Source organism: Streptomyces sp. NPDC006283 (assembly GCF_040613325.1).
Taxonomy (GTDB): Bacteria; Actinomycetota; Actinomycetes; order Streptomycetales; family Streptomycetaceae; genus Streptomyces.
Genome location: NZ_JBEXRZ010000021.1, coordinates 32,289 through 52,576, shown reverse-complemented (window position 1 = coordinate 52,576; position 20,288 = coordinate 32,289). Strand labels below are relative to the sequence as shown.

The 20,288-nt window shown below is 70.6% G+C and carries 19 protein-coding genes and 1 riboswitch; of the genes, 9 read left to right on the top strand and 10 right to left on the bottom strand.

Annotated elements, in window-relative coordinates; genetic code table 11:
* From ABZ070_RS07510 to ABZ070_RS07500, 3 genes are all read right to left on the bottom strand, one after another.
* On the bottom strand, positions 1 to 1,206 hold a 1,206-nt coding region (locus ABZ070_RS07510), incomplete at its 3' end, for a trehalose-6-phosphate synthase (protein WP_356630959.1).
* Positions 1,207 to 1,354: 148 nt separating this feature from the next.
* On the bottom strand, positions 1,355 to 1,696 hold the full coding sequence (locus tag ABZ070_RS07505; RefSeq protein WP_356630957.1) for a hypothetical protein: 342 nt from the start codon (positions 1,694 to 1,696) through the stop codon (positions 1,355 to 1,357).
* A gap of 38 nt (positions 1,697 to 1,734) precedes the next feature.
* Positions 1,735 to 2,703, bottom strand: a complete 969-nt coding sequence (locus ABZ070_RS07500; RefSeq protein ID WP_356630955.1) for a glucosyl-3-phosphoglycerate synthase — start codon at positions 2,701 to 2,703, stop codon at positions 1,735 to 1,737.
* Between the two features lie 161 nt (positions 2,704 to 2,864).
* A riboswitch (SAM riboswitch) is annotated at positions 2,865 to 2,992 on the top strand.
* A gap of 17 nt (positions 2,993 to 3,009) precedes the next feature.
* Between ABZ070_RS07500 and thrC the strand changes: the two genes are divergently transcribed.
* The 4 genes from thrC (at position 3,010) to groL (ending at position 7,196) form a co-directional block, all read left to right on the top strand.
* On the top strand, positions 3,010 to 4,305 hold the full coding sequence (gene thrC, locus ABZ070_RS07495) for a threonine synthase (protein ID WP_356630953.1): 1,296 nt from the start codon (positions 3,010 to 3,012) through the stop codon (positions 4,303 to 4,305).
* A gap of 38 nt (positions 4,306 to 4,343) precedes the next feature.
* Positions 4,344 to 4,619: a MoaD/ThiS family protein gene (locus ABZ070_RS07490; RefSeq protein ID WP_018847107.1), complete on the top strand. Its 276-nt coding sequence runs from the start codon at positions 4,344 to 4,346 to the stop codon at positions 4,617 to 4,619.
* Positions 4,620 to 5,053: 434 nt separating this feature from the next.
* Positions 5,054 to 5,257, top strand: coding sequence for a cold-shock protein (locus ABZ070_RS07485; RefSeq protein ID WP_005315736.1), 204 nt, complete (start codon positions 5,054 to 5,056; stop codon positions 5,255 to 5,257).
* A gap of 316 nt (positions 5,258 to 5,573) precedes the next feature.
* Positions 5,574 to 7,196: a chaperonin GroEL gene (groL, locus tag ABZ070_RS07480; protein WP_356630951.1), complete on the top strand. Its 1,623-nt coding sequence runs from the start codon at positions 5,574 to 5,576 to the stop codon at positions 7,194 to 7,196.
* A gap of 86 nt (positions 7,197 to 7,282) precedes the next feature.
* Here the strand turns inward: groL and ABZ070_RS07475 are convergent, their stop codons facing one another.
* Positions 7,283 to 8,524, bottom strand: coding sequence for an MFS transporter (locus tag ABZ070_RS07475; RefSeq protein ID WP_356630949.1), 1,242 nt, complete (start codon positions 8,522 to 8,524; stop codon positions 7,283 to 7,285).
* Positions 8,525 to 8,923: 399 nt separating this feature from the next.
* Here ABZ070_RS07475 and ABZ070_RS07470 point away from each other — a divergent pair, with 399 nt between their 5' ends.
* Positions 8,924 to 9,397, top strand: a complete 474-nt coding sequence (locus ABZ070_RS07470; protein ID WP_356630947.1) for a hypothetical protein — start codon at positions 8,924 to 8,926, stop codon at positions 9,395 to 9,397.
* Positions 9,398 to 9,533: 136 nt separating this feature from the next.
* Here the strand turns inward: ABZ070_RS07470 and ABZ070_RS07465 are convergent, their stop codons facing one another.
* The 4 genes from ABZ070_RS07465 to ABZ070_RS07450 form a co-directional block, all read right to left on the bottom strand.
* Entirely contained in the window at positions 9,534 to 11,150 is a 1,617-nt protein-coding gene (locus ABZ070_RS07465) for a serine hydrolase (RefSeq protein WP_356630945.1), read from the bottom strand.
* Between the two features lie 8 nt (positions 11,151 to 11,158).
* Positions 11,159 to 12,064 (bottom strand): hypothetical protein, encoded by a 906-nt coding sequence (locus tag ABZ070_RS07460; protein WP_356630943.1) that lies wholly within the window; start codon positions 12,062 to 12,064, stop codon positions 11,159 to 11,161.
* 230 nt (positions 12,065 to 12,294) lie between these two features.
* A complete protein-coding gene (locus tag ABZ070_RS07455; protein WP_356630941.1) occupies positions 12,295 to 12,561 on the bottom strand; it encodes a DUF397 domain-containing protein in 267 nt (88 codons plus the stop codon).
* On the bottom strand, positions 12,542 to 13,384 hold the full coding sequence (locus ABZ070_RS07450; RefSeq protein ID WP_356630939.1) for a helix-turn-helix transcriptional regulator: 843 nt from the start codon (positions 13,382 to 13,384) through the stop codon (positions 12,542 to 12,544). The genes ABZ070_RS07455 and ABZ070_RS07450 overlap by 20 nt, the downstream gene beginning before the upstream one ends.
* 118 nt (positions 13,385 to 13,502) lie before the next feature.
* Here ABZ070_RS07450 and ABZ070_RS07445 point away from each other — a divergent pair, with 118 nt between their 5' ends.
* The 3 genes from ABZ070_RS07445 to ABZ070_RS07435 all read left to right on the top strand — a co-directional run bounded on the left by ABZ070_RS07445 (position 13,503) and on the right by ABZ070_RS07435 (position 16,579).
* Positions 13,503 to 13,721, top strand: coding sequence for a hypothetical protein (locus ABZ070_RS07445; protein ID WP_356630937.1), 219 nt, complete (start codon positions 13,503 to 13,505; stop codon positions 13,719 to 13,721).
* Complete coding sequence (locus ABZ070_RS07440) at positions 13,718 to 13,933, top strand: hypothetical protein (protein WP_356630971.1); 216 nt, start codon at positions 13,718 to 13,720, stop codon at positions 13,931 to 13,933. Before ABZ070_RS07445 ends, ABZ070_RS07440 begins: the two co-directional genes overlap by 4 nt.
* Positions 13,934 to 14,215: 282 nt before the next feature.
* Complete coding sequence (locus ABZ070_RS07435; RefSeq protein ID WP_356630935.1) at positions 14,216 to 16,579, top strand: hypothetical protein; 2,364 nt, start codon at positions 14,216 to 14,218, stop codon at positions 16,577 to 16,579.
* Positions 16,580 to 16,640: 61 nt separating this feature from the next.
* Here the strand turns inward: ABZ070_RS07435 and ABZ070_RS07430 are convergent, their stop codons facing one another.
* Positions 16,641 to 17,930: an MFS transporter gene (locus tag ABZ070_RS07430; RefSeq protein WP_356630969.1), complete on the bottom strand. Its 1,290-nt coding sequence runs from the start codon at positions 17,928 to 17,930 to the stop codon at positions 16,641 to 16,643.
* Positions 17,931 to 17,977: 47 nt separating this feature from the next.
* Positions 17,978 to 18,571: a helix-turn-helix domain-containing protein gene (locus tag ABZ070_RS07425; RefSeq protein WP_356630933.1), complete on the bottom strand. Its 594-nt coding sequence runs from the start codon at positions 18,569 to 18,571 to the stop codon at positions 17,978 to 17,980.
* 212 nt (positions 18,572 to 18,783) lie between these two features.
* Here ABZ070_RS07425 and ABZ070_RS07420 point away from each other — a divergent pair, with 212 nt between their 5' ends.
* The gene (locus ABZ070_RS07420; RefSeq protein ID WP_356630931.1) at positions 18,784 to 20,262 is read left to right on the top strand and encodes an ABC transporter permease; all 1,479 of its coding nucleotides are present in this window, start codon (positions 18,784 to 18,786) and stop codon (positions 20,260 to 20,262) included.
* Positions 20,263 to 20,288 lie beyond the last annotated feature (26 nt).

Here is a 20,288-nt window from a genome sequence, read left to right as displayed (position 1 = left end):
GACCTCCTTGGCCACCAGGTTCATCCCGTCCCTGATGGGGTTCACCAGGGCCACGTCGGCCATCCGGTACGCGGCCAGCGACCGGGCGAAGTCGTCCTTGACGTGCACGACGACCGGCGTCCAGCCGTCCGTGCCGTACTGGGCGTTGATCTCGTCGGCCAGCCGGGAGACCTCGGCCGTGTAGTCGCGGTAGACCGCGAGATCCTGGCGCGAGGGATAGGCGAGCGCGATGTGCACGACCCGCTCGCGCCACTCGGGGTGCTGTTCCAGCAGCTCCCGGTAGGCCAGCAGCCCCCGGACGATGTTCTTGGACAACTCGGTGCGGTCGACCCGCACGATCGTCCTGCGGCCCTCTCCGACCTGCTCACGCAGTGCGGCCATGCGCTCGTCGACGTCCGGCCGGCCGGCGCGTTCGCGCAGGAAGTCGGCGTCGGCTCCGAGGCCGTGCACCCCGAGCCGGGTGTGCCTGCGGCCGTGGCCGGGCATCCGGTACTCGAAGGCCGGCTCCTGGTCCTTGGGCCACAGCGACACCCCGTCGTACTGGGACAGCACGGAGGCGGCGCAGCTCTGGAACGAGCGCATCCAGCGCCTGGTGAGGAACCCGAGCCGGTCCGCGCCCAGCATCCCCAGCAGCAACTCCTCCGCGATGTCGTCCGGCAGCAACCCGAAGTACTCGGGCGGCGCCCACGGGGTGTGCGAGAAGTGTCCGATCCGCAGGTCGGGGCGGAGTTCGCGGACCATGCCGGGCACCAGGGCCAGGTGGTAGTCCTGCACAAGGACCACCGCGTCGTCGGCGGCTTCCGCGGCGATGGCCTCGGCGAACGCCCGGTTGCACAGCCGGTACGCGCTCCACTGCCGCCTGAAGTCCTGGTCGAAGACCGGCTGCAGCGGCGTCTGGTACAGCATGTGGTGGACGAACCACAGCACGGAGTTCGCGATGCCGTTGTACGCGTCGGCGTGGACGGCCGCGTCGATGTCGAGCATCCGCACACCGGGTTCTCCCACCCCGCGCCGTACCGCCTGCCGGTCGCCGTCGCTCAGCGCCGAACACACCCACAGCGACTGTGCGTCGGAGCCGATGGCGGACAGGCCGGAGACGAGCCCTCCGCCGCCGCGGCGGGCGTCGAGCCCGCCGTCCTCGGTCAGCGTGTACGAGACAGGGCCGCGGTTGGACGCGACGAGGATCTGTGCTGCGTCGGAGACCATGTGCCGAAACCTAGCCCGTACCGCCGGGCCTCAAACGTGCGGTTCCGGGCGGGTCGCGGGCCGGGCCACGCTCGGGCCCGGCCCGGTGCGGGTGGTCTGCGTCCGGTGCATATGTGCCTCCTTGGACGGGCCGGGCCAGGGCGTGAGGTCAGTGGTCGCGGCGGCGGCGGCCGCGGGTGGCCGCCACCGCGACGATGCCGGCCGCGGTGAGGCTCAGCGCGACGCCGCCGAGCAGCCACAGCTGTTCCGCCGTGCCGCCGGTGCGGGCCATCTCCACCTGGTGCACGCGGGGCGTGTCCTGCTCCGCCGGGGCCGCCGTCGCGGGGGCCGCGGGCGCCGCCAGTGCCGTCGCCGCGGCGGCCGGGCCGAGGGCCGCGGCGGCGGTGACCGCCAGCGTGCCGATGAGTCGGGTCAGCCGCTCGCGGCCGACAGAGGGCGTGGCCCTGCGGTGCCTGCCGCGCGCCGGTGCAAGAAATCCGATGAGTCCCATACGCCGGAAATGTATGCAAAATGACCGGCGGTTCCTGGTTATGCCGCGCGACGCGCCGCGTACTCACCGATCTCGAGCATCGGCGGACGCTCCTCGGTGTCCACCCGGTAGGTCCGCGGTGCGAAGCCGCCGTCGACCCGCTCGAACTGGGTGATCGACGGACGCACCAAGTGGGGCCGGGACAAGCGCAGTTGGGCGGTGCGGTAGATCGTCGCGGCCATTCTGCCGAGCGCCTGCCCGTCCTGGTGGCGGTGCTTGCGGGTGCCGACGTCGACCTGCGCGAGAGCGTCCAGGCCGACCAGGTTCAGCGAGTCGACCAGCAGGCCGAGCTCCACGCCGTAGCCGACGGGGAAGTGCAGTCGCTCCAGCAGGGAGCGCCGTGCCGCGTACTCGCCGCCCAGCGGCTGGACGAAGCCGGCGAGCTGCGGCCAGTGCAGATTCAGCAGCGGGCGGGCCACCAGCTCGGTCACCCGGCCGCCCTGGGCCGGTGTCCCGTCGGGCCCGGGCGCGGCGCCCCCGCCCAGCGGGCGGTCGTACATCGCCTTGACGAACTGGACCTCGGGCTCCGTCAGCAGCGGGCCGACGATGCCCGAGACGAAGTCGGGGGAGAAGTCGCGCAGATCCGCGTCGACGAAGCAGACGATGTCGCCGCTCGTCACCATGAGTGACCGCCACAGCACCTCTCCCTTGCCGGCCACCGCGGGCAGGCCCGGCAGGATCGAGTCCCGGTGCACCACCCGGGCACCTGCCGCGGCGGCCACCTCGGACGTGCGGTCGCTCGAGGCCGAGTCGATCACCACCAGCTCGTCGACGAGCGGGACGGCCTCCATGAGCTCCCGGCGGATGATCCGCACGATGTCTCCGACCGTCGCTTCCTCGTTCAGCGCCGGCAGCACCACACTGACCGTCGACCCCTGCCTGACCTTGGCGGATATCAGCCGGTCGAGCGAGCGGTCGGATGCGGACCAGGAGCGCCGGCTCAACCAGCGCGCCACCTCATCGAGCACGTCGCGTCTCCCTTGACAGTAGGTCGTGTGATCCATCTCGCGGGTCGGACGACTATCTCAACCGTCCGAGGGTTCGGTTACAGTCTTGAGCAACGCGAAGGACCCTCGCATCTCGGGGGTGCACGCACACAAACGCCCGGACCGCACGTCCGGTGCCATACCGCTCATCCAGAGGGGCAGAGGGAACGGCCCGTTGAAGCCCCGGCAACCCTCCCGCCGACCGCGAGGTCACGGTGGGGAAGGTGCCAATTCCGTCTTGTGGCGAAATGCGTCACGAGGAAGATGAGGAGAAAGGGCCTCGCCATCATGGCTGCGCAGACTGTCGCAAGCACCCCCGCCACCACGCCCGTGGATCTCGGACCCGCCGCCGCACTGTCGTGCCGCGAGTGCGGACAGCGCTTCGAACTCGGCCCCATCTTCGCCTGCGCCGAGTGTTTCGGGCCGCTCGAAGTCGCCTACGACCTGCCGAGCGGCGACGTCGAGAAGCTCCGCGCACAGATCGAGGCGGGCCCCGCCAACATCTGGCGCTACGCCCCCCTGCTGCCCGTCCCCGCCGACGTGGCCGACAAGCCCAACCTGAACCCGGGCTGGACCAAGCTCGTCAAGGCCGACAACCTCGCGCGCGAACTGGGCGTCACCGGCGGTCTGTTCATCAAGGACGACTCCGGCAACCCGACGCACTCCTTCAAGGACCGCGTCGTCGCCCAAGCCATCGAGGCCGCTCGTGCCTTCGGCTTCACCACCCTGTCCTGCTCCTCCACCGGCAACCTCGCCGGCGCGGTCGGAGCCGCCGCCGCGCGGGCCGGCTTCCGCTCCTGCGTGTTCATCCCGCACGACCTCGAGCAGGGCAAGGTCGTCATGGCCGCGGTGTACGGCGGCGAACTCGTCGGTATCGAGGGCAACTACGACGACGTGAACCGCTTCTGCTCGGAGCTCATCGGCGACCCGCTGGGCGAGGGCTGGGGCTTCGTCAACGTCAACCTGCGCCCGTACTACGCGGAGGGCTCCAAGACCCTCGCGTACGAGATCTGTGAGCAGCTCGGCTGGCGGCTGCCCGACCAGCTCGTCGTCCCGATCGCGTCCGGCTCGCAGCTGACGAAGATCGACAAGGGCCTTCAGGAGCTCATCAAGCTCGGGCTCGTCGAGGACAAGCCGTACAAGATCTTCGGTGCCCAGGCCGAGGGCTGCTCGCCGGTCTCCACGGCCTTCAAGGCCGGGCACGACGTCGTGCGCCCGCAGAAGCCGAACACCATCGCCAAGTCGCTCGCCATCGGCAACCCGGCCGACGGGCCGTACGTGCTGGACATCGCGCGCCGCACGGGCGGCGCGGTCGAGGACGTCAACGACGAGCAGGTCGTCGACGCCATCAAGCTGCTGGCCCGCACCGAGGGCATCTTCGCCGAGACGGCGGGTGGCGTGACCGTGGGCGTGACGAAGAAGTTGATCGAGGCGGGCGTCCTCGACCCGGCGCTCACCACCGTCGTCCTCAACACCGGTGACGGCCTCAAGACCCTCGACGCGGTCGCGGAGACCTCGCAGGCGACCGCCGTCATCCGCCCGAGCCTGGACGCGTTCCGCGACGCGGGCCTGGCCGCTCACTGAATCCGCAACCCGCCGTACTCCGCCGAGAGGTGACGAACATGAGTGTCAACGTCCGCATCCCCACCATTCTCCGTACGTACACGGGCGGCCAGGCCGAGGTCCCGGCGGAGGGTGCGACCCTCGCCGAGGTCATCGCGGACCTGGAGAAGAACCACACCGGCATCGCGGCCCGCGTCCTGGACGACCAGGGCAAGCTGCGCCGCTTCGTCAACGTCTACGTGAACGACGACGACGTCCGTTTCGAGCAGGGGCTGGAGACGGCCACGCCGGACGGCGCGGGCGTGTCGATCATTCCTGCGGTCGCCGGCGGCTGACGCGATATGGGGGCGGGCGACTGATCCATCCCCAGAGATTTACCCGCAGTTACAGAAATTGCCCCCTCCGCGAGAGAAGCGGAGGGGGCAATTCTGCATGGTTGAGCGCGATAGAGTCTGGGAAGCCCCCTCCGCCGGCCGCTCGAGAATGCCTTCAAGTTCCGCAAGAATGCGGCCAAACTGTGCGATCGAATTGCCTCTTAGGCGTCATTTGCCGGGCCCGACTTGCCCCGGAATTACATGAATTCATATGAATCAGCCGTTCGGTCCTGCCCAGATTTCTCGTCCGATTGACCTGTTGCAGAGGGCAGTTGGGCGGATACATTCAGCCGCGGTCGACGCGTTCCGGCGCACACCCCTCCTGCTGGGGTGAGGTCTGACCCAGGTCCGCGAAGTGCGGTCCTGCGCAAGGGCCAGTAATAGGGGAGTTAGGCATGGCTCAGGGCACCGTCAAGTGGTTCAACGCGGAGAAGGGGTACGGCTTCATCGCGGTCGACGGTGGTGCGGATGTTTTCGTCCACTACAGCGCGATCCAGATGGACGGGTACCGCACCCTTGAAGAAGGTCAGCGAGTCGAATTCGAGATCTCGCAGGGCCAGAAGGGTCCGCAGGCGGACATGGTGAAGCTCGCCGTCTGATCTGTTCCAGGCGCGATCGGCCACCGACGCACTCACGCGCGAGGGGCCCGCAACCCGGTCACGGGAGGCGGGCCCCTCGTGCGTGTGCACGAGGACGCGCCCGCGTGTCCGCATCCTCGAAGCCGCTTGCACTCTCGGGGGTCGAGTGCTAATCATTGGCGTTAGCACTCTCCCAGTGAGAGTGACAGAACTTGGATCGGGTCGGTGAGGTCCGCACACCTGGTGGGGCAAGGAACCACAGGGTACGCAGGCCGTCCGTCGCGGGCACCGGATGCGATCCGAAGCAATCCACCCCAGTCCGGGAGGACCACTTCACATGGCCAAGATCATCGCGTTCGACGAGGAGGCACGGCGCGGTCTCGAGCGCGGGATGAACCAGCTCGCCGACGCCGTCAAGGTCACCCTTGGCCCCAAGGGCCGGAACGTCGTCCTCGAGAAGAAGTGGGGCGCCCCCACGATCACCAACGATGGTGTTTCCATCGCCAAGGAGATCGAGCTCGAGGACCCGTACGAGAAGATCGGCGCCGAGCTGGTCAAGGAAGTCGCCAAGAAGACGGACGACGTCGCCGGTGACGGTACGACCACCGCGACCGTCCTCGCCCAGGCGCTCGTCCGCGAGGGTCTGCGCAACGTGGCCGCCGGCGCCAACCCGATGGCCCTGAAGCGCGGCATCGAGAAGGCCGTCGAGGCCGTCTCCGGCGCCCTGCTCGAGCAGGCGAAGGACGTGGAGACCAAGGAGCAGATCGCCTCCACCGCCTCCATCTCCGCCGCCGACACCCAGATCGGCGAGCTCATCGCCGAGGCCATGGACAAGGTCGGCAAGGAAGGCGTCATCACCGTCGAGGAGTCCCAGACCTTCGGTCTGGAGCTGGAGCTCACCGAGGGTATGCGCTTCGACAAGGGCTACATCTCGGCGTACTTCGCCACCGACATGGAGCGTATGGAGGCGTCCCTGGACGACCCGTACATCCTGATCGTCAACTCCAAGGTCGGCAACGTGAAGGACCTCCTTCCGCTGCTGGAGAAGGTCATGCAGTCCGGCAAGCCGCTGCTGATCATCGCCGAGGACGTCGAGGGCGAGGCCCTGTCCACGCTCGTCGTGAACAAGATCCGCGGCACCTTCAAGTCCGTCGCCGTCAAGGCCCCGGGCTTCGGCGACCGCCGCAAGGCCATGCTGAACGACATCGCCATCCTCACGGGCGGCACGGTCATCTCCGAGGAGGTCGGCCTCAAGCTCGAGAACGCCGGCCTGGACCTGCTGGGCCGCGCCCGCAAGGTCGTCATCACCAAGGACGAGACCACGATCGTCGACGGTGCCGGTGACAGCGAGCAGGTCGCCGGTCGCGTCAACCAGATCCGCGCCGAGATCGAGAACAGCGACTCGGACTACGACCGTGAGAAGCTCCAGGAGCGCCTCGCGAAGCTGGCCGGCGGCGTGGCCGTCATCAAGGCCGGCGCCGCGACCGAGGTTGAGCTCAAGGAGCGCAAGCACCGCATCGAGGACGCCGTTCGCAACGCGAAGGCGGCCGTCGAGGAGGGCATCGTCGCCGGTGGTGGCGTGGCCCTGCTCCAGGCCTCCTCGGTCTTCGAGAAGCTCGAGCTCCAGGGTGACGAGGCGACCGGCGCCAACGCCGTGAAGCTCGCGCTCGAGGCTCCGCTCAAGCAGATCGCCGTCAACGGTGGTCTCGAGGGTGGCGTCATCGTCGAGAAGGTGCGCAACCTGCCCGTCGGCCACGGCCTCAACGCCGCGTCCGGTGAGTACGTCGACATGATCGCCGAGGGCATCATCGACCCCGCGAAGGTGACCCGCTCTGCCCTGCAGAACGCGGCCTCCATCGCGGCGCTGTTCCTCACCACCGAGGCCGTCATCGCCGACAAGCCGGAGAAGGCCGCCGCGCCTGCCGGTGGCGGCATGCCGGGCGGTGACATGGACTTCTGATCGACCGACAGGTTGATCAACCGTCCTTGACCGAGGGCGGCACCCCACTCCCAGGGGGTGCCGCCCTCGGGCGTTTCCGGCTGCTTTTACGCGGTCCGACCTTCACCCTGCTTCTGCATCGCGGGGGGCGGGGTCGTCGCCGGCCGGTGGCGGCCCAGTGCGACGGCCACCGCCAGGTACGGCAGGGCCAGCAGGGCGAAGACCGTGCCGTGCGAGGCGTGCGGGGACAGGGCAGCGTACGTGCCGAAGGCCAGCAGCGAGGCGACGTTGGTGCCCAGTCCGGCCAGCGACGTGACGGTCGCGCGGCTCGGTCCTGTGATGGCTGCCTGGAGGCGGGCGTCGGCCAGCACGTCCGCCAGCTGGAAGACCAGGAACGCTGCCCCGAGCAGTACGAATCCGGCGACCGTGCCGGACAGCGCCCCCGCCGCGAGCGCCACTGCCGCCGCGGCGACCATCGCACCGACGGTGCGCCCGGAGAGCCGCTCGCCGGGCCCCACCAGCAGCGAGCCGAGCGTCACGCCGACCCAGACCACCAGCACCAGCAGCGGCACGGTCTCGGTCGCGACGCCGGTGGACGCGGCCAGCAGCGGCACGTACTCGTCCAGTACACCCCACACCGAGGTGATCACGACGGCGAGGGTCATCGTCCGCCGGACGGTCCGACTGCTGCGCACCTCGGTGATGCCGGAGCGCAACGTCGCGATGCGGCCGGGTCGTTCGGCCTTCTCGCGGTGGACGGCAGTGCGGTGTTCGGGCAGTGTCGCGCCCACCGCCGCGCACAGGAGGCAGGTGCCGACGCTGGCGCCCCACACCAGGGTGTGACCGCCGAAGGCGAGCGCGGGCGCGGCGGCGGCGGTGGCGGCGGCCGTTGCCGCCATGCCCACCGCGGCGGCCCTGCCCATGATCTGCCCGTACCGGTCGGTGGCGCCGAGCCGTTCGAGTTCTTCGTGCACGAGGGCTTCCGTCGAACCGGACCGCAGGGAGCCGCCGACGGCCCAGAGCGTGAAGCCGGTGGCGTAGGTGAGGTACGAGGGCGGCAGAGCCCACAGGGCGAAACCGACGGCCGTCAGTAACGGGCCGACAACCATCATGGCCCGGCGGGACACGACGTCGGCCCACACGCCGGACGGCACCTCCACCACGAGGCCGACGATGCACCAGATGGCGAAGAGCGAGGAGATCTCGGCGGTGGTCAGGCCGTTCTCGGCGAACAGCAGAGCGTAGAGCGGATAGAGGAGGACGAAGTCCTCAAGTCCCGCGTAGGCGTACAGCTTTCGGCACAGACTGCGGACGCGGGGGTCGGCCGGGCACGACAAAGAGGCGAGCATGCGTGTGGTCCTTCGGAGGAACGGACGGGGGACGCCGGGTGCTCACCCGCGAGGCGGCCCGCGACAGCCCGTTCCTGGACCCGCTGCGGTGGATCAATGTCGTCGTCGGCTCATGGGCCCTAATTTACGCCCGGGCGTGGCCGCGGGCTTCTCGTTTTCGTGGGCGGCACGGACGGCCGTGGAGGCTGGGGAGTGGGAAGGGGGCCGGCCGCGGCCGGCTCTCCCGGGTGCGGGTGTGCTTCCTGCGTGCCCCTGCCGGTCGGGTGAACGTCGAACGTACGGGCGCGTGACGCGGGCTTCCCGACAATCGGAACGTCAAGATCAACTCTGCCGGCCGGGATCTCCCACGGCCCCGGCGCTGAGGTCCCCGTCGTGTTCCCGTCCTCGGAGGAATCCGCTGTGAAGCACTTCCGTACCCTGCTGTCCCTCGCCGCGTCCGCAGCAGCGGTCGTGGTGCAGGCCGCCCCTGCGCATGCCGTTGTCCCCGACGGCACCTTCATCGTCCGTGACGTCGGGACCGGGCAGTGCCTGGCCCCGGCGGGTGAGGGCCCTTTCGCGCCCGCTGTCCTCGGGGACTGCGCCGAGTGGAACGTCACCGGCCTGGGCGACGACCTGGTCCGCATCACCGAGGTGGGCAGTGAGCAGCGCTGCCTGGGTGTCGCCCCGCTGCAGATCCACCCGCCGCTCGTGGACGCCGTGCCGTGCCTCTACGACACTCCCACGGAGTGGCGCCTCGAAGGCCCTGCCGAGGGGCCGCTGGACATCGTGAGCCCGGGCGGGACGGAGTGCGTACAGCCGTCAGGCGGGCCGGGCTCCCGCATGCAGTTGGGCGACTGCGAGGCCCCGCGCTTCGTCCTCGAGCCCACCGGCTGACGGTGCGACGGGATGCGTCGGCTCTTCGGGGAGGGCCGGCGCATCGTGCTGGGCGCATGCGCACGACGACCGTGTGCGACGGTCGACCGCCGTGTCGGGGCAGGAAGTGCGGGGGAGCCGGCGGCCGTCGACCCGGTCACGGCGGGGATGCCGCCCCTTGCGTCCGCTCCTCGCGAGTGAACGTGCCGAGGCCGGTCTTGTCGAGGCTTTCCACGCGCACCTTCGAGGCCTTGCCGGCCGAGTCGACGGTGAAGGTGACGCCGGTCGGGCCGGCCGCGTTCTCGCCCACCGGGGTGAAGCTGAAGGTGTTCCCGTCGTAGTGGGTGAGCGGGAAGCGCTGTGGCTTCGGGCCCAGTTGGAGGGTGAGCCTGCCGTCGGCCGCGGCGGTGACCGCGAGCGGACCGTAGTAGTCGTTGCGGTAGGTCCCCGTGTACGTGTCGTCGGGCTGTGCCTCGGCCGTGTCGGACGGCGGCCTGGTGTAGTCGGTGGGCGAGCGGGCCTTCCGCTCTTCCTGCTGGTAGACCTTGCCGATCCTGGTCAGCCAGTCGTCCGTCGGCTTCCCGTACTGCGCCGTGTCGTAGAAGTTGACGGCGATGGCGTCCGCGAGGCCCACCGGCTCCCCGTTGGTGAGGACGACGATGCCCAGCTCTTCGCTCGGCAGCATGCTGACGTTGGTGTTGACGCCGAGGTTGAACGCGCCGGAGTGACCGAGCCGGAGCCTGCCCCGGTCGTCGTAGCCCACGTTCCACCCGAGGCCGTAGAAGCCGGTGCGGCCGGCAGGGTTGGCGGGGGGATGGGAGTCGATCTCGGGGAGGTGGGTGCGGCTGAGCGGGGCCGTGGGGATGATGTGGTCGTCGCCGAGACTGCCGCCCGCCAGTTGCAGGCGCATCCAGCGGGTCATGTCGCGTGCCGTTGAGCTGACTCCGCCGGCGGGGGCCGTGACGTCGGTGTCGCGGACGTACTTCGGCTCCCAGGTGCCGCCCGCCTTGACGTGCATGACCGCCTTGTTGCCCGCCTTCTCGTAGTCGGCGAAACGGGAGCTTGTGGAGTGCATGCCGGCCGGGGCGTAGAGCGTGTCCTCGCACAGTTGCTCCCAGGGCGTGTTCTTCGCGTTCGCCACGGCCTCGGAGGCGGCCGTGACGCCGAAGTTGTTGTACGCGTAAGAGGCACGGAAGGGAGTCAGTGGCTCGTGACGTAGTCGCGAGAGCACGTAGTCGCGGTCGTAGCCGAGGTCCTCGAGCAGATCGCCCGCGTGCTCGGGGAGACCACTGCGGTGCGAGAACAGGTCGGCGACGGTGACGTGTTCGGTCACCCACCGGTCCTTGAGCGCGAAGCCGGGGAGGTGTCCGACCACAGGGTCGTCCCAGGTGATCGCCTTGTCGCCGACCGCTCCGGCGACGACGGTCGAGGCCATCGGCTTCGACACCGACGCGAGCTGGAACACCGTGTCCGGCGTGACGGCTCCGGGCTTGCCGGCCTCCCGTTCGCCGAAGCCCCGGATGTGGATGACCCGGTCCTCGTGGACGACCGCCACGGCCACGCCCGGCACGCCGGTCCGCTTCATGCCGTCGAGGACCATGCCGTCGAGCCGGGCGACCGCGTCGTTCACCTGCTTGTCGGTCAGCTGGGGCGGTGGCGGGGGAGCCACCGCGGCGTCGGCGGCCGTGACATGGGTCGTCACCAGCAGGGAAGCCAGGACCGCTGCGCAGAGTGTCCGGCGCCTGCGGTGTCCCGAACCCCGCTCGACACCCATGAATCCATTCAACGCCGGGGCAGGGCCCGTGTCGCGCGCTGAGGATCGGTGCTGGTCACGGGGGTCGGAGCGGGGGTCCCCGCCGCTGTCGTTTCGAGCGGGCGGGCGGCCGCCGCGCGGGCCTCGGCGGCGTGGGCGCGGACGCGGGCGGCGGGGAGAGTCGGTGGTGCGGGCGGGGCCGCGCCACGGCAGCGGGCGCAGGCCCCGTCGACGAGGGCGTCGGACGGGCCCGGCGCCCCGCACTCGCCGCATTCGAGAATCCGGATCGGCGGCGGTACGCGGACGGGCTCCGGCGGCAGCTTGTCGATCAGGCGGCGGCGGGCGAGCGCGGCGGGGGCGTGCACCGGCGACGGCAGGCCGGCCGTCAGCGCCTGTGTGATCCGGCGGGCGTCCGAGCCCCGCGCGAACCACTCCTCCACGAGCGGCGCCAGCGCCTCGCACTCGGCGTGCGACAGCGACATCACCGGCTGCTCTCGGCCCAGCGCCGCCAGCAGGACGTACGCCCGGGAGCGGGTCGGCCGGCGCTTCTCCACCGGCACGTCGCCGCGCTGGAACGCCGCCCACCAGGCGTCGTCGCGCGCGGTCCGGGACCACCAGGTGCGGGTCACCCACAGGAGCGATCCCGCCTCGCTCTCCACCAGCTCGAGGCCGCGCCGCAGATGACCGGCCTCGATGAGGCGGCCCAGGATGCGGGCGGTGGCGTACTGGCCGTGGGTGGTGTGCTTGGCCAGCGTCTTCACCGAGATGTCGCTGTTCTCGGCGAGCTTGTCGATGTACGCCGCGAGGGGCCGGTCCCGCTTCGGGAGGTGGTCGAAGTCGTGGTCCGTGCGAGGGCGTTGGTCCGGCGCGAGTCGCTTGCCGTAGCCGGGGTTGGCGAGGGGATGCGGGGCAGCACTAAGCTGGCAGTCAGCCATGGATCGAGGCCTCATTCGATCTTGTGGTCAGACCCCCGCAGGTGTTGGTAGCACCTGGCGGGGGTTGTTCGTTTATCGGAACGAACGCTAGAGCGTGATGACGCTGCGTGGCAAGTCGGTCGCACGATGTCAACTCGACAGGGCGGGTGGGTGGGTTGAAATGGGACCCACCACCCACATCACTGTGAAGAGCGCTCGAATCTCGGGACTTGAGCTCCGGGACTTCTGCCTCAGCCGCGCTTGAGGTCGGTGACGAAGGCCGTCCAGGCGGCGGTGGGGAAGGCCAGGTGCGGGCCGTCGGGGTGCTTGGAGTCGCGGACGGGGACGACGCCGGGGTGGCCGTCCGCGACTTCGAGGCAGTCGCCGCCGCTGCCGTCGCTGTAGGTGGACTTGCGCCAGGTGGCGACTTCGAGGCAGTCGCCGCCGTCGCCGCCGCTGTAGCTGGACTTGTGCCAGACGGCCGTCGTCAGGTCGTACTCATGGCTGCTCGTCTTCATGCGCGTCATCCTCCGCCACTGAGTCGATCAGGGCCAGGGACGATTTCGGAGACAGCGCACTGGCCCTGACCAGATCGTAGGCGAGCTGGTGGCGGGCGACAGCCGCGGGATCGTCCTCCAACTGGCCCGCGCCGGGGCCCTGCAGATAGGCGAGCGGGGGTGCGTCCGGGAAGGACATCAGCTTGACGGCGCCGCCCATCGACGCGTGCGCGCCCGCCGTGAACGGCAGTACCTGCACGATGATCCGGTGCCGCCTGGCCAGGTCCGTCACGTGGCACAGTGCCTCGGCCATCACCGCGGGGCCGCCCACCGCTCTGCGCAGCACGGCCTCGTCGAGGACCGCCCACAACAACGGCGTTGTTGGATCGGCCAGCAGTCGCGCGCGGTCGAGCCTCGCCTCCACCAGCTCGTCGATGACGGACTCGGGCGCCGTCGGCTGGTAGGCGCGGAACACCGCCCGCGCGTACGGCTCCGTCTGGAGCAGACCCGGGATGAGCAGCGGCGCGTACTCCTTGATGGTCTCCGCCGCCGCTTCCGCCTCCGCCGCCTCGGCGAAGTGGTCCGGATAGCGCGACTTGTTGGACACCTCGCAGTTGCGGGTGAAGAAGGAGTCCGTGTCCAGGACCTCGTCCAGGCGGGCGGCGTGCTCGGGGAGGATGCGGCGCGTGCCGGCTTCCATCTGGCCGATGTAGGAACCGCTGACGAACAGCGGCTCACCCAGCTCGTCCTGCGTGAGACCGGCCCTTATGCGGGCGTGGCGCAGCTCCGCGCCGAGCAGGGCGCGTGGTGAGGTCGACGGGTCGAGGTCCTTGGGTCCGGGCATGGTGCAACTCCCCGATCAACAGGTCACGTTGTTGGGCCGCCGTCTCTTCCCAGGCTAGCCAGCACTTGTACACGCTGGGTGAGGAATCGGAACACTGCGTACTGGAGGTGCGGAGGGCATGACGGTGGTGCGATCGGCCGAGCGGCTGCGGGCGGCCGAGGAGGTGGTGGCTCAGCTCAGGGCGGGGCTGGACGTGGTGTCGGTGAGGTTGCCGTCGCTGCGGGTGGACGTGGTGTCGCTGGCGAGCGAGGCGCCGTATCCGCTGATCGACCTGGGGCGCTGCAACGTGGACACGGCGCTGCGGCTGGCGGCCGTGCTGCAAGGGCTGGAGAAGTGAGCGCGCCGCCGGGCGACGGCGGGTACGTCGTCGACGTCCGGGACGGGCGGGTCGGGACCGTGATGGGGCAGGTCGGCACGTATGTGCAACTGCGGCCGCCGGGCGGTGGCCTGGAGTGGGACTGCCCACCCGCGGACGTACGGCCGGCGACGCCCGGGGAGGCGCTGCGGGCACGGGTGCGGGAGGTGAACGCGCAGGCACGGCGGCCGTGACGGGGCCTGCGGCGGGCCGGGCGGTCCGGCGTCCGGCGGTCCGGCGTCGGGCGGGGCGCAGGTTCTCGTGACCACGTTCGTGTCGGCCATTGCCGGGCCCGGCTCGTGGCGGCGTTCTTCGAGGTGCTGCCTGTTGAGGCCCCCTGAGCGTGGGCCTCAACGGCTACTTACGGCCACGTGCCGGTGGAGCAACGGCATTGGGGTGACCGACAGGGGGGAAGGTCCATTCCCGACGGGGCCGGACACGGCTCGCCGCGCGGACACCATCAGGGGGAGCGACACATGTCATTGACCGGAGGGCGGACCGGGCCGCGGAGCCTGGCCGCGTCGGTGCTGATGCTCGGGTTGTTGCTGGGTACGGGCGGGGGCACCGCAGAAGCGTCCGCCGGGGCGCGGACGCAACCGCCGGGCCACGCCCAGCAGCTCACGGCAGGGAAGGACCGCAAACCCGCCCCGTCCGGCAGGTCGATGACCCGGATCGACGGTGACTGGTACCGCGATCCGATCGGTCACCGGTCGTACGTGCACCGGCAGGCGGTGTGGGGCCACCGGTCGCAGCTCGAGGGGGGCAAGAACCGGCAGCGGATCGACGGGGGGCGGAACGTCGCGATCGGGTTCGTGGACATCACGGGACTCGAGGACGTGGACACCCGGGGTCTGGAGGTGGTGGAGACCGCCGCGCTGAAACGGGACGACCCGGCGCTGTACGAGCAGTTACGCATGGACGAACGCCCCGGGATCGAGAGGTTCGTCGTCGTCCCGCACGCCAACGAGGCCTCGGCGGGTATGGACGGCAACCACTCCGAACTGCGCATCCTCATCTGGGACCTGGCCCTTCTGAGCCAGAACGCGCGCAAACCGGTCCCCGAGGAACGGCTCTTCGTGATCTACAGCGACCGGTCGCCATGCAAGCAGCAGTGCGCCGGCCGGATCCCGGCCGGCACTGATGTCATCTATTCCGTCGTGGACGGCAAGGGCTCGGCCGACGAGCTGAACGACCTGATCAACAGGGCCAAGGCGCAGGCCGACGCCGAGAAGGCCACCGTGGCCCGGGAGGTGGGGGCCCACAAGCAGCTGATCAAGGAGCGCAAGGCCGCGGAGAACGAGCGCCTGCAGCAGACCAGGAAGGAGAACCAGTTCTTCCGCAACCCCCGCTCCGCCAAACCGTGCGACGGCCAGGCCCTGGGCATGCGCTCCCAGCTGACGACCGTCGCGCTGACCGCTCCGCGCAAAGCACCGCCGGCGGCCGACCCGTGCGGAGAGAGCGACACCGCGGGCGGCGCCGCCGACGGCCTGAGCCGGGCGCTGACACAGCCCGTGCCGCAGGCGCCCGGCGGGATCGACTTCTCGTCCCTGCAACTGCGCCATCTCGCCGACCCCGGCGACGGCAGTGGTCTGCAGTACGCCTTCCAGGCACCCGTCTCCGCCGACGGCGGTGGTTCGCCGGCGACGGGCCTCGACGCCGCCGAGGGCAGCTCCGACGCATTCTTCGTCTGGCTCTCCCTCGAACCGTCGGCGTTCTGGGTCAACCTCAACCCCAACGAACCGGACCGCATCGTCGACGAGCGGCTCGGCCGCACGGACGCCGGACGTGCCCTGCTCGAGGCCGATCTGCTGATGAAGAAGACGATCGGCAAGCTCATCCACCCGCACACCGTGCGGGGCCGGAAGTTCTGGGACGGCATCCGGGGGGACTGCATGTCGTACCGGACGTGGATCCTGCCCGCACCCGCATCGATTCACCAGGACGGCGACAAGCTCTACATTCTCGACGCCCCACTCGACGTCAGGATGGAGACCCAGTACCTGGAGCAACGGGGCGAGTCCGCCACCCGTTCGTGCCCGAAGCAAGACAAGGCCACCGAGGACCACAACGAGCAGCATTTCCGCACTCTGATCCTTTCCGAGCTCAAGAAGGCGATCAACACCGCGCCCGAGTACGCCGACCTGCGTCGCGTCTATCTCGCCCGGGTCGCCGCCGAGTGGTACCGCGACCTGAGCCGTGGCAAGGACACCACCTACGGTGACCTCATCGGCACCGGCGACATCGACGACTGGCGGATCACCGGCCCCTGGAAGCCGACCGACACCTTCGACCGCTTCGTCGAGTCTTACACCAAGGGCGAGTTCAAGGTCACGGACAGGACCACCGAAGGCGGGACCACCTATGTACGCAGTTATGTCTACGGTGGCGTCGACTTCAGCAGGATTCCCCTCAAGGAGGTCCCGGTCGACCGTTTCACCGCTGACCATGCGAACCTTCCCGAGGAGGTCCGGCGCTCGCTGAACGCGCCGTCCACCGACGGCAACGGAGGGATCTGGCTCGGCGCGCCCACACCGCGTCAGGCTGCGGGCCCCGACTCCGACTCCGGCTCCGGTCCCGGCTCCGGCTCCGACTCCGACTCCGAACCGCAGGCGCCCGGACAGCGCGGGGCCGCCGACGCCGGTCCGCAAGAAGAGTCCTCGAGCGTCGGCGCGGTTGCCCTGCGCACGCTGCCCGTGGTTCTGGTCGCAGCGGCCTTGTCGCTCTGGTGGAGGCGCCGTCGTCCCCATTCCGCCGTTGCTGCCGGGCCTCGGCGGAACGCCGCGGTTCCCGGCACACGGGACGGGGCCCGACGCGACCGCGGGCAGGACGATTTCTTCTGATCCTCTGAAGCGATCAAAGGCAGCGGGCGGGCGTACCTGCGGGCCGACGCCCGCCCGCTGCTCAACTCCCGGGAACCGGATCCTTCGTGGGCAGCGGCTCAGAGGTGTTCGCCGTCCCCGCGGACGTCACGGGCTTCGCCCGGCGGGTCCACAGCAGCGTGCCGAGCAGGAGGGCCGCGGCGCCCACCAGCCACGGCAGCGGGCCGACGGGAAGCGAACCGACGAGGAGTCCGGCCAGCGCGCCGGTCAGCTGCAGGGCCAGCGACTTCACCGACAGGGCGGTCGCGCGGACCGTACTCCCGATGCGACGGTGAAGCAGGTCGTTCTGGTTCGGCGCGGCTGCGCCGTGACCGAGGTAGACCAGGCCGTATCCGGTCGCGGCGAGGACGAGGGGCACGGGGCCGTCCCATGTGGCGGTCACGCCGAGCAGCAGCAGCCCCGTCGTGCCTACGCCGAGGGAGGCCAGGATCGCGCGTTCGCTGCTGCCCGTCAGCCGGGCCGCCAGTGGTGCGCACTGGCTGCCGACCGCGGCGCACAGGAAACCGGCGCAGGCGAGCGCGGCGAAGAGAACGGCTCCGGACTCGGGTGCGCCGGTGAGCGTGGCGGCCCGGCCGGGGGTGAGGAGCTCGAGGGCGGCGAACGACGCGCCGACCGTTGCCGCCGTCAGCAGGACCCGGCCGACCAGCGGCTCCGTTACGCCGAGCCGCAGCCCGCCCAGCATCGTCGCCGGGACCCCGCGCAGCACCCCGCGCAGTGTGGCGGGCGGCCGGGGCGGCTCGGGCAGGGCGGTCAGCACGTACGCGACGTATCCGACGCCGACGGCGGCTCCGAGCAGCCCGGGCACGGACAGGGGCAGCACAAGCCCGCCGGTGGCGTCGGCGAGGCGAGCGCCGGGGTCGGTGCCGAGACCGAGCAGGAAAGGCAGGGCCCCACCGGTGAGCGTGCCGGCGGCCAGCGCGGCGGAGGAGGCGGTGTTGCCGCGGGCCAGGCCGGTGCGCAGTTCGGCGCCGGGGCCGGAGTGGGCCTGCACGGTGTCGACGTACCAGGCTTCCGCCGGGCCGCTGGACAGGGCGCGGCCCGTGCCCATCAGGAACATGGCGACGGCGAGCATCCAGACGGTGGTGCCGAGCGCCATCAGGGCCAGACCGGACAGGTTGAGCAGCCCGGAGGCGGCGAGGACGGCACGGCGGCCGATGACGTCGGACAGGCCGCCGGTCGGCAGTTCCATCGCGGACACGGTGACCGAGTAGACGGCAAAGAGCCCGGCGACGCCGGCGAGACCCACGCGTTCGGTGAGGAGCAGCACCTGAGACGGAACGTAGAGGCCGACGGGCAGCCAGAAGAGGAACATGGCGGCGACGAAGCGGCGGCGGGCGGCGCCGGGATCGAGGAGCCGGTTCACGGGCGGTCCTCCGGACGGACGGCGAGGCCGGCGGTGAAGAGCACGACCTGCTCGGCGCGCGGATCGCCCTCGTCGCGTGCGGCCAGCGCGGCGACGGCACGGCTGAAGGTCTCCGACAGTTCCGCGAGCGCTTCGGGCGTCAGGCGGGCCACGAGGTCGGTGAATCCGGATGCTTCCCGCCACTCGTCGCCGAGCCGTCCGGCGGTCAGGTCCTCCTGATGTCGGACCAGGGAGCGCTCGAGGTGGTCGAGCTGGACCCGGCGTGCCAGGTCGATGAACGCCTGCGCCTCGATCGAGCCGGTCATCGCGGCGTTGCTCCAGCTCGTGACCTCGTGCAAGGCCTTCCATCGCCGCTCGCGGCCGTCGCGGTGCTCGGCCTCCGCGATGAACGCGTACTTGGCCAGCACCCGCAGGTGGTAGCTGGTCGACGCGGACGACTCGCCGGTCCTGACGGCCAGTTCGCTCGCGGTGGCCGGTCCGTCCATGCGGAGCATGCCCAGCAGGCGGATACGGAGAGGGTGCGTCAGGGCCTTGAGGGCGGCGGCGTCTTCGCGGGGGTCGAGTACGCGGTGTCGTTCGGCATCGGTCACGGGGGGAGCGTAGAGCGCACCCGCGGTTCTGCAAAAGTATTTTTGCAGAATTTCTTTGGGATACCGCGCCCCGGGTTCCCGCCCATCCTCCGCGGACCGACGGGCCGTTGAGTGCCGGGCCGCTGAGTGCCGGTCAGGTCTCGATCGGAACACTCATGCAGCTCTCATCGTCGCCTTAACTCCTCATCACGCCCCGTCCATACCTTCGCGCCATGTTCTTCACCTACCTCCGGCGCGAGTTGCGCCGCCGCAGGAAAGCGGCGCTCGTCGTCGCCTCGGGGCTCGCCCTCGGGATCGCGCTGGTCATCGTCGTCAACTCGGTGTCGTCCGGGATGAACCGCGCCCAGGGCAAGGTGCTGGAGTCGCTGTACGGACTCGGTACCGACATGACCGTCACCAAGGCCGCGGAGCCGCCCGGCGAGGGCGAGACCCGGCGGCCCCGCTTCCGGTTCGACGCCCAGGACGAGGGCGACGAGACCCGGCAGAGCAACGACATCGTCATGGTCCAGGGCTTCGAGACGCTCGCCGCGTCCACCGTCGACAAGGTCGGGGAGCAGGACGGCGTCACGGACGCCGTCGGCGGGCTGAGCGTCAACGTCGTCAAGGTCGACGGCGAGTTCAAGCGCGGCGCGGTGCAGGCGCAGCCCGCGCAGCCCGTGCAGCCGGGGCAGGGCGGCCCCGGCGGTGGCGACGGCGGCGCGGTCCGCGGGGGCGGCGCCGACTTCGACGTCGACTCGTACACCGCGTACGGAACGGACGTCACCCACCAGGAACTCGGCCCCCTCACCTCCTCGAAGATCACCTCCGGGCGGACCTTCAAGAAGACCGAGACCGACGCCGCGGTCGCCGTCGTCGACAGCGCGTACGCGAAGGAGAAGGACCTCGCCGTCGGCAAGGAACTGGTCATCTCCGGGACCGACTTCACCATCATCGGTATCGCCACCGCGGACAGCGGCGACGCCGCGGCCAACGTGTACCTGCCCCTCGCCCGGACACAGAAGCTCGCCGATGCCGAGGACAAGGTGACCACGGTCTACGTCCAGGCGGCCGGCTCCCAGAAGATCGACAACGTCAAGCAGTCCATCCAGAAGAACATCTCCGGTACGACGGTGACGACGTCGGCCGACCTCGCCGACACCGTCTCCGGTTCCCTGTCCACCGCGTCCGACCTGGCCTCCGGTGTCGGCAAGTGGCTGTCGATCCTGGTGCTGGTCGCGGCGTTCCTCGTGGCGGGTCTGCTCACGTCGTCCGCGGTGAGCCGCCGCGTACGGGAGTTCGGCACGCTGAAGGCGCTCGGCTGGAAGAGCGGCCGGGTGACCCGTCAGGTGGCCGGTGAGGCGCTGGTCAACGGGCTCGTCGGCGGCGCGCTCGGTATCGCCGTCGGAGTCGCCGGGGCGTGGCTGATCACGACGTTCGGCCCGACGCTCACCGCCCAGCTCGGCGGGGGTGCGGGCGGTGCCGGCGGTCCGGGCGGCGGTGGCGGTCTCCGGGTCGCCGGACCCGGGAGCGGCGGGCCCGTACGGGACTCTGCCTCCCGCGCCCTCGACATCGCGCTCACCGCGCCCGTCTCGCTCACCACGATCGGGCTCGCGGTCGCGCTCGCGGTGGCGGGCGGCCTCGTCGCGGGCGGCTTCGGCGGCTGGCGCGCCTCCCGGCTGCGGCCGGCCGACGCGTTGCGCCGCGTCGAGTGACCCGGCGCGGACCGGCGCCATTTCTT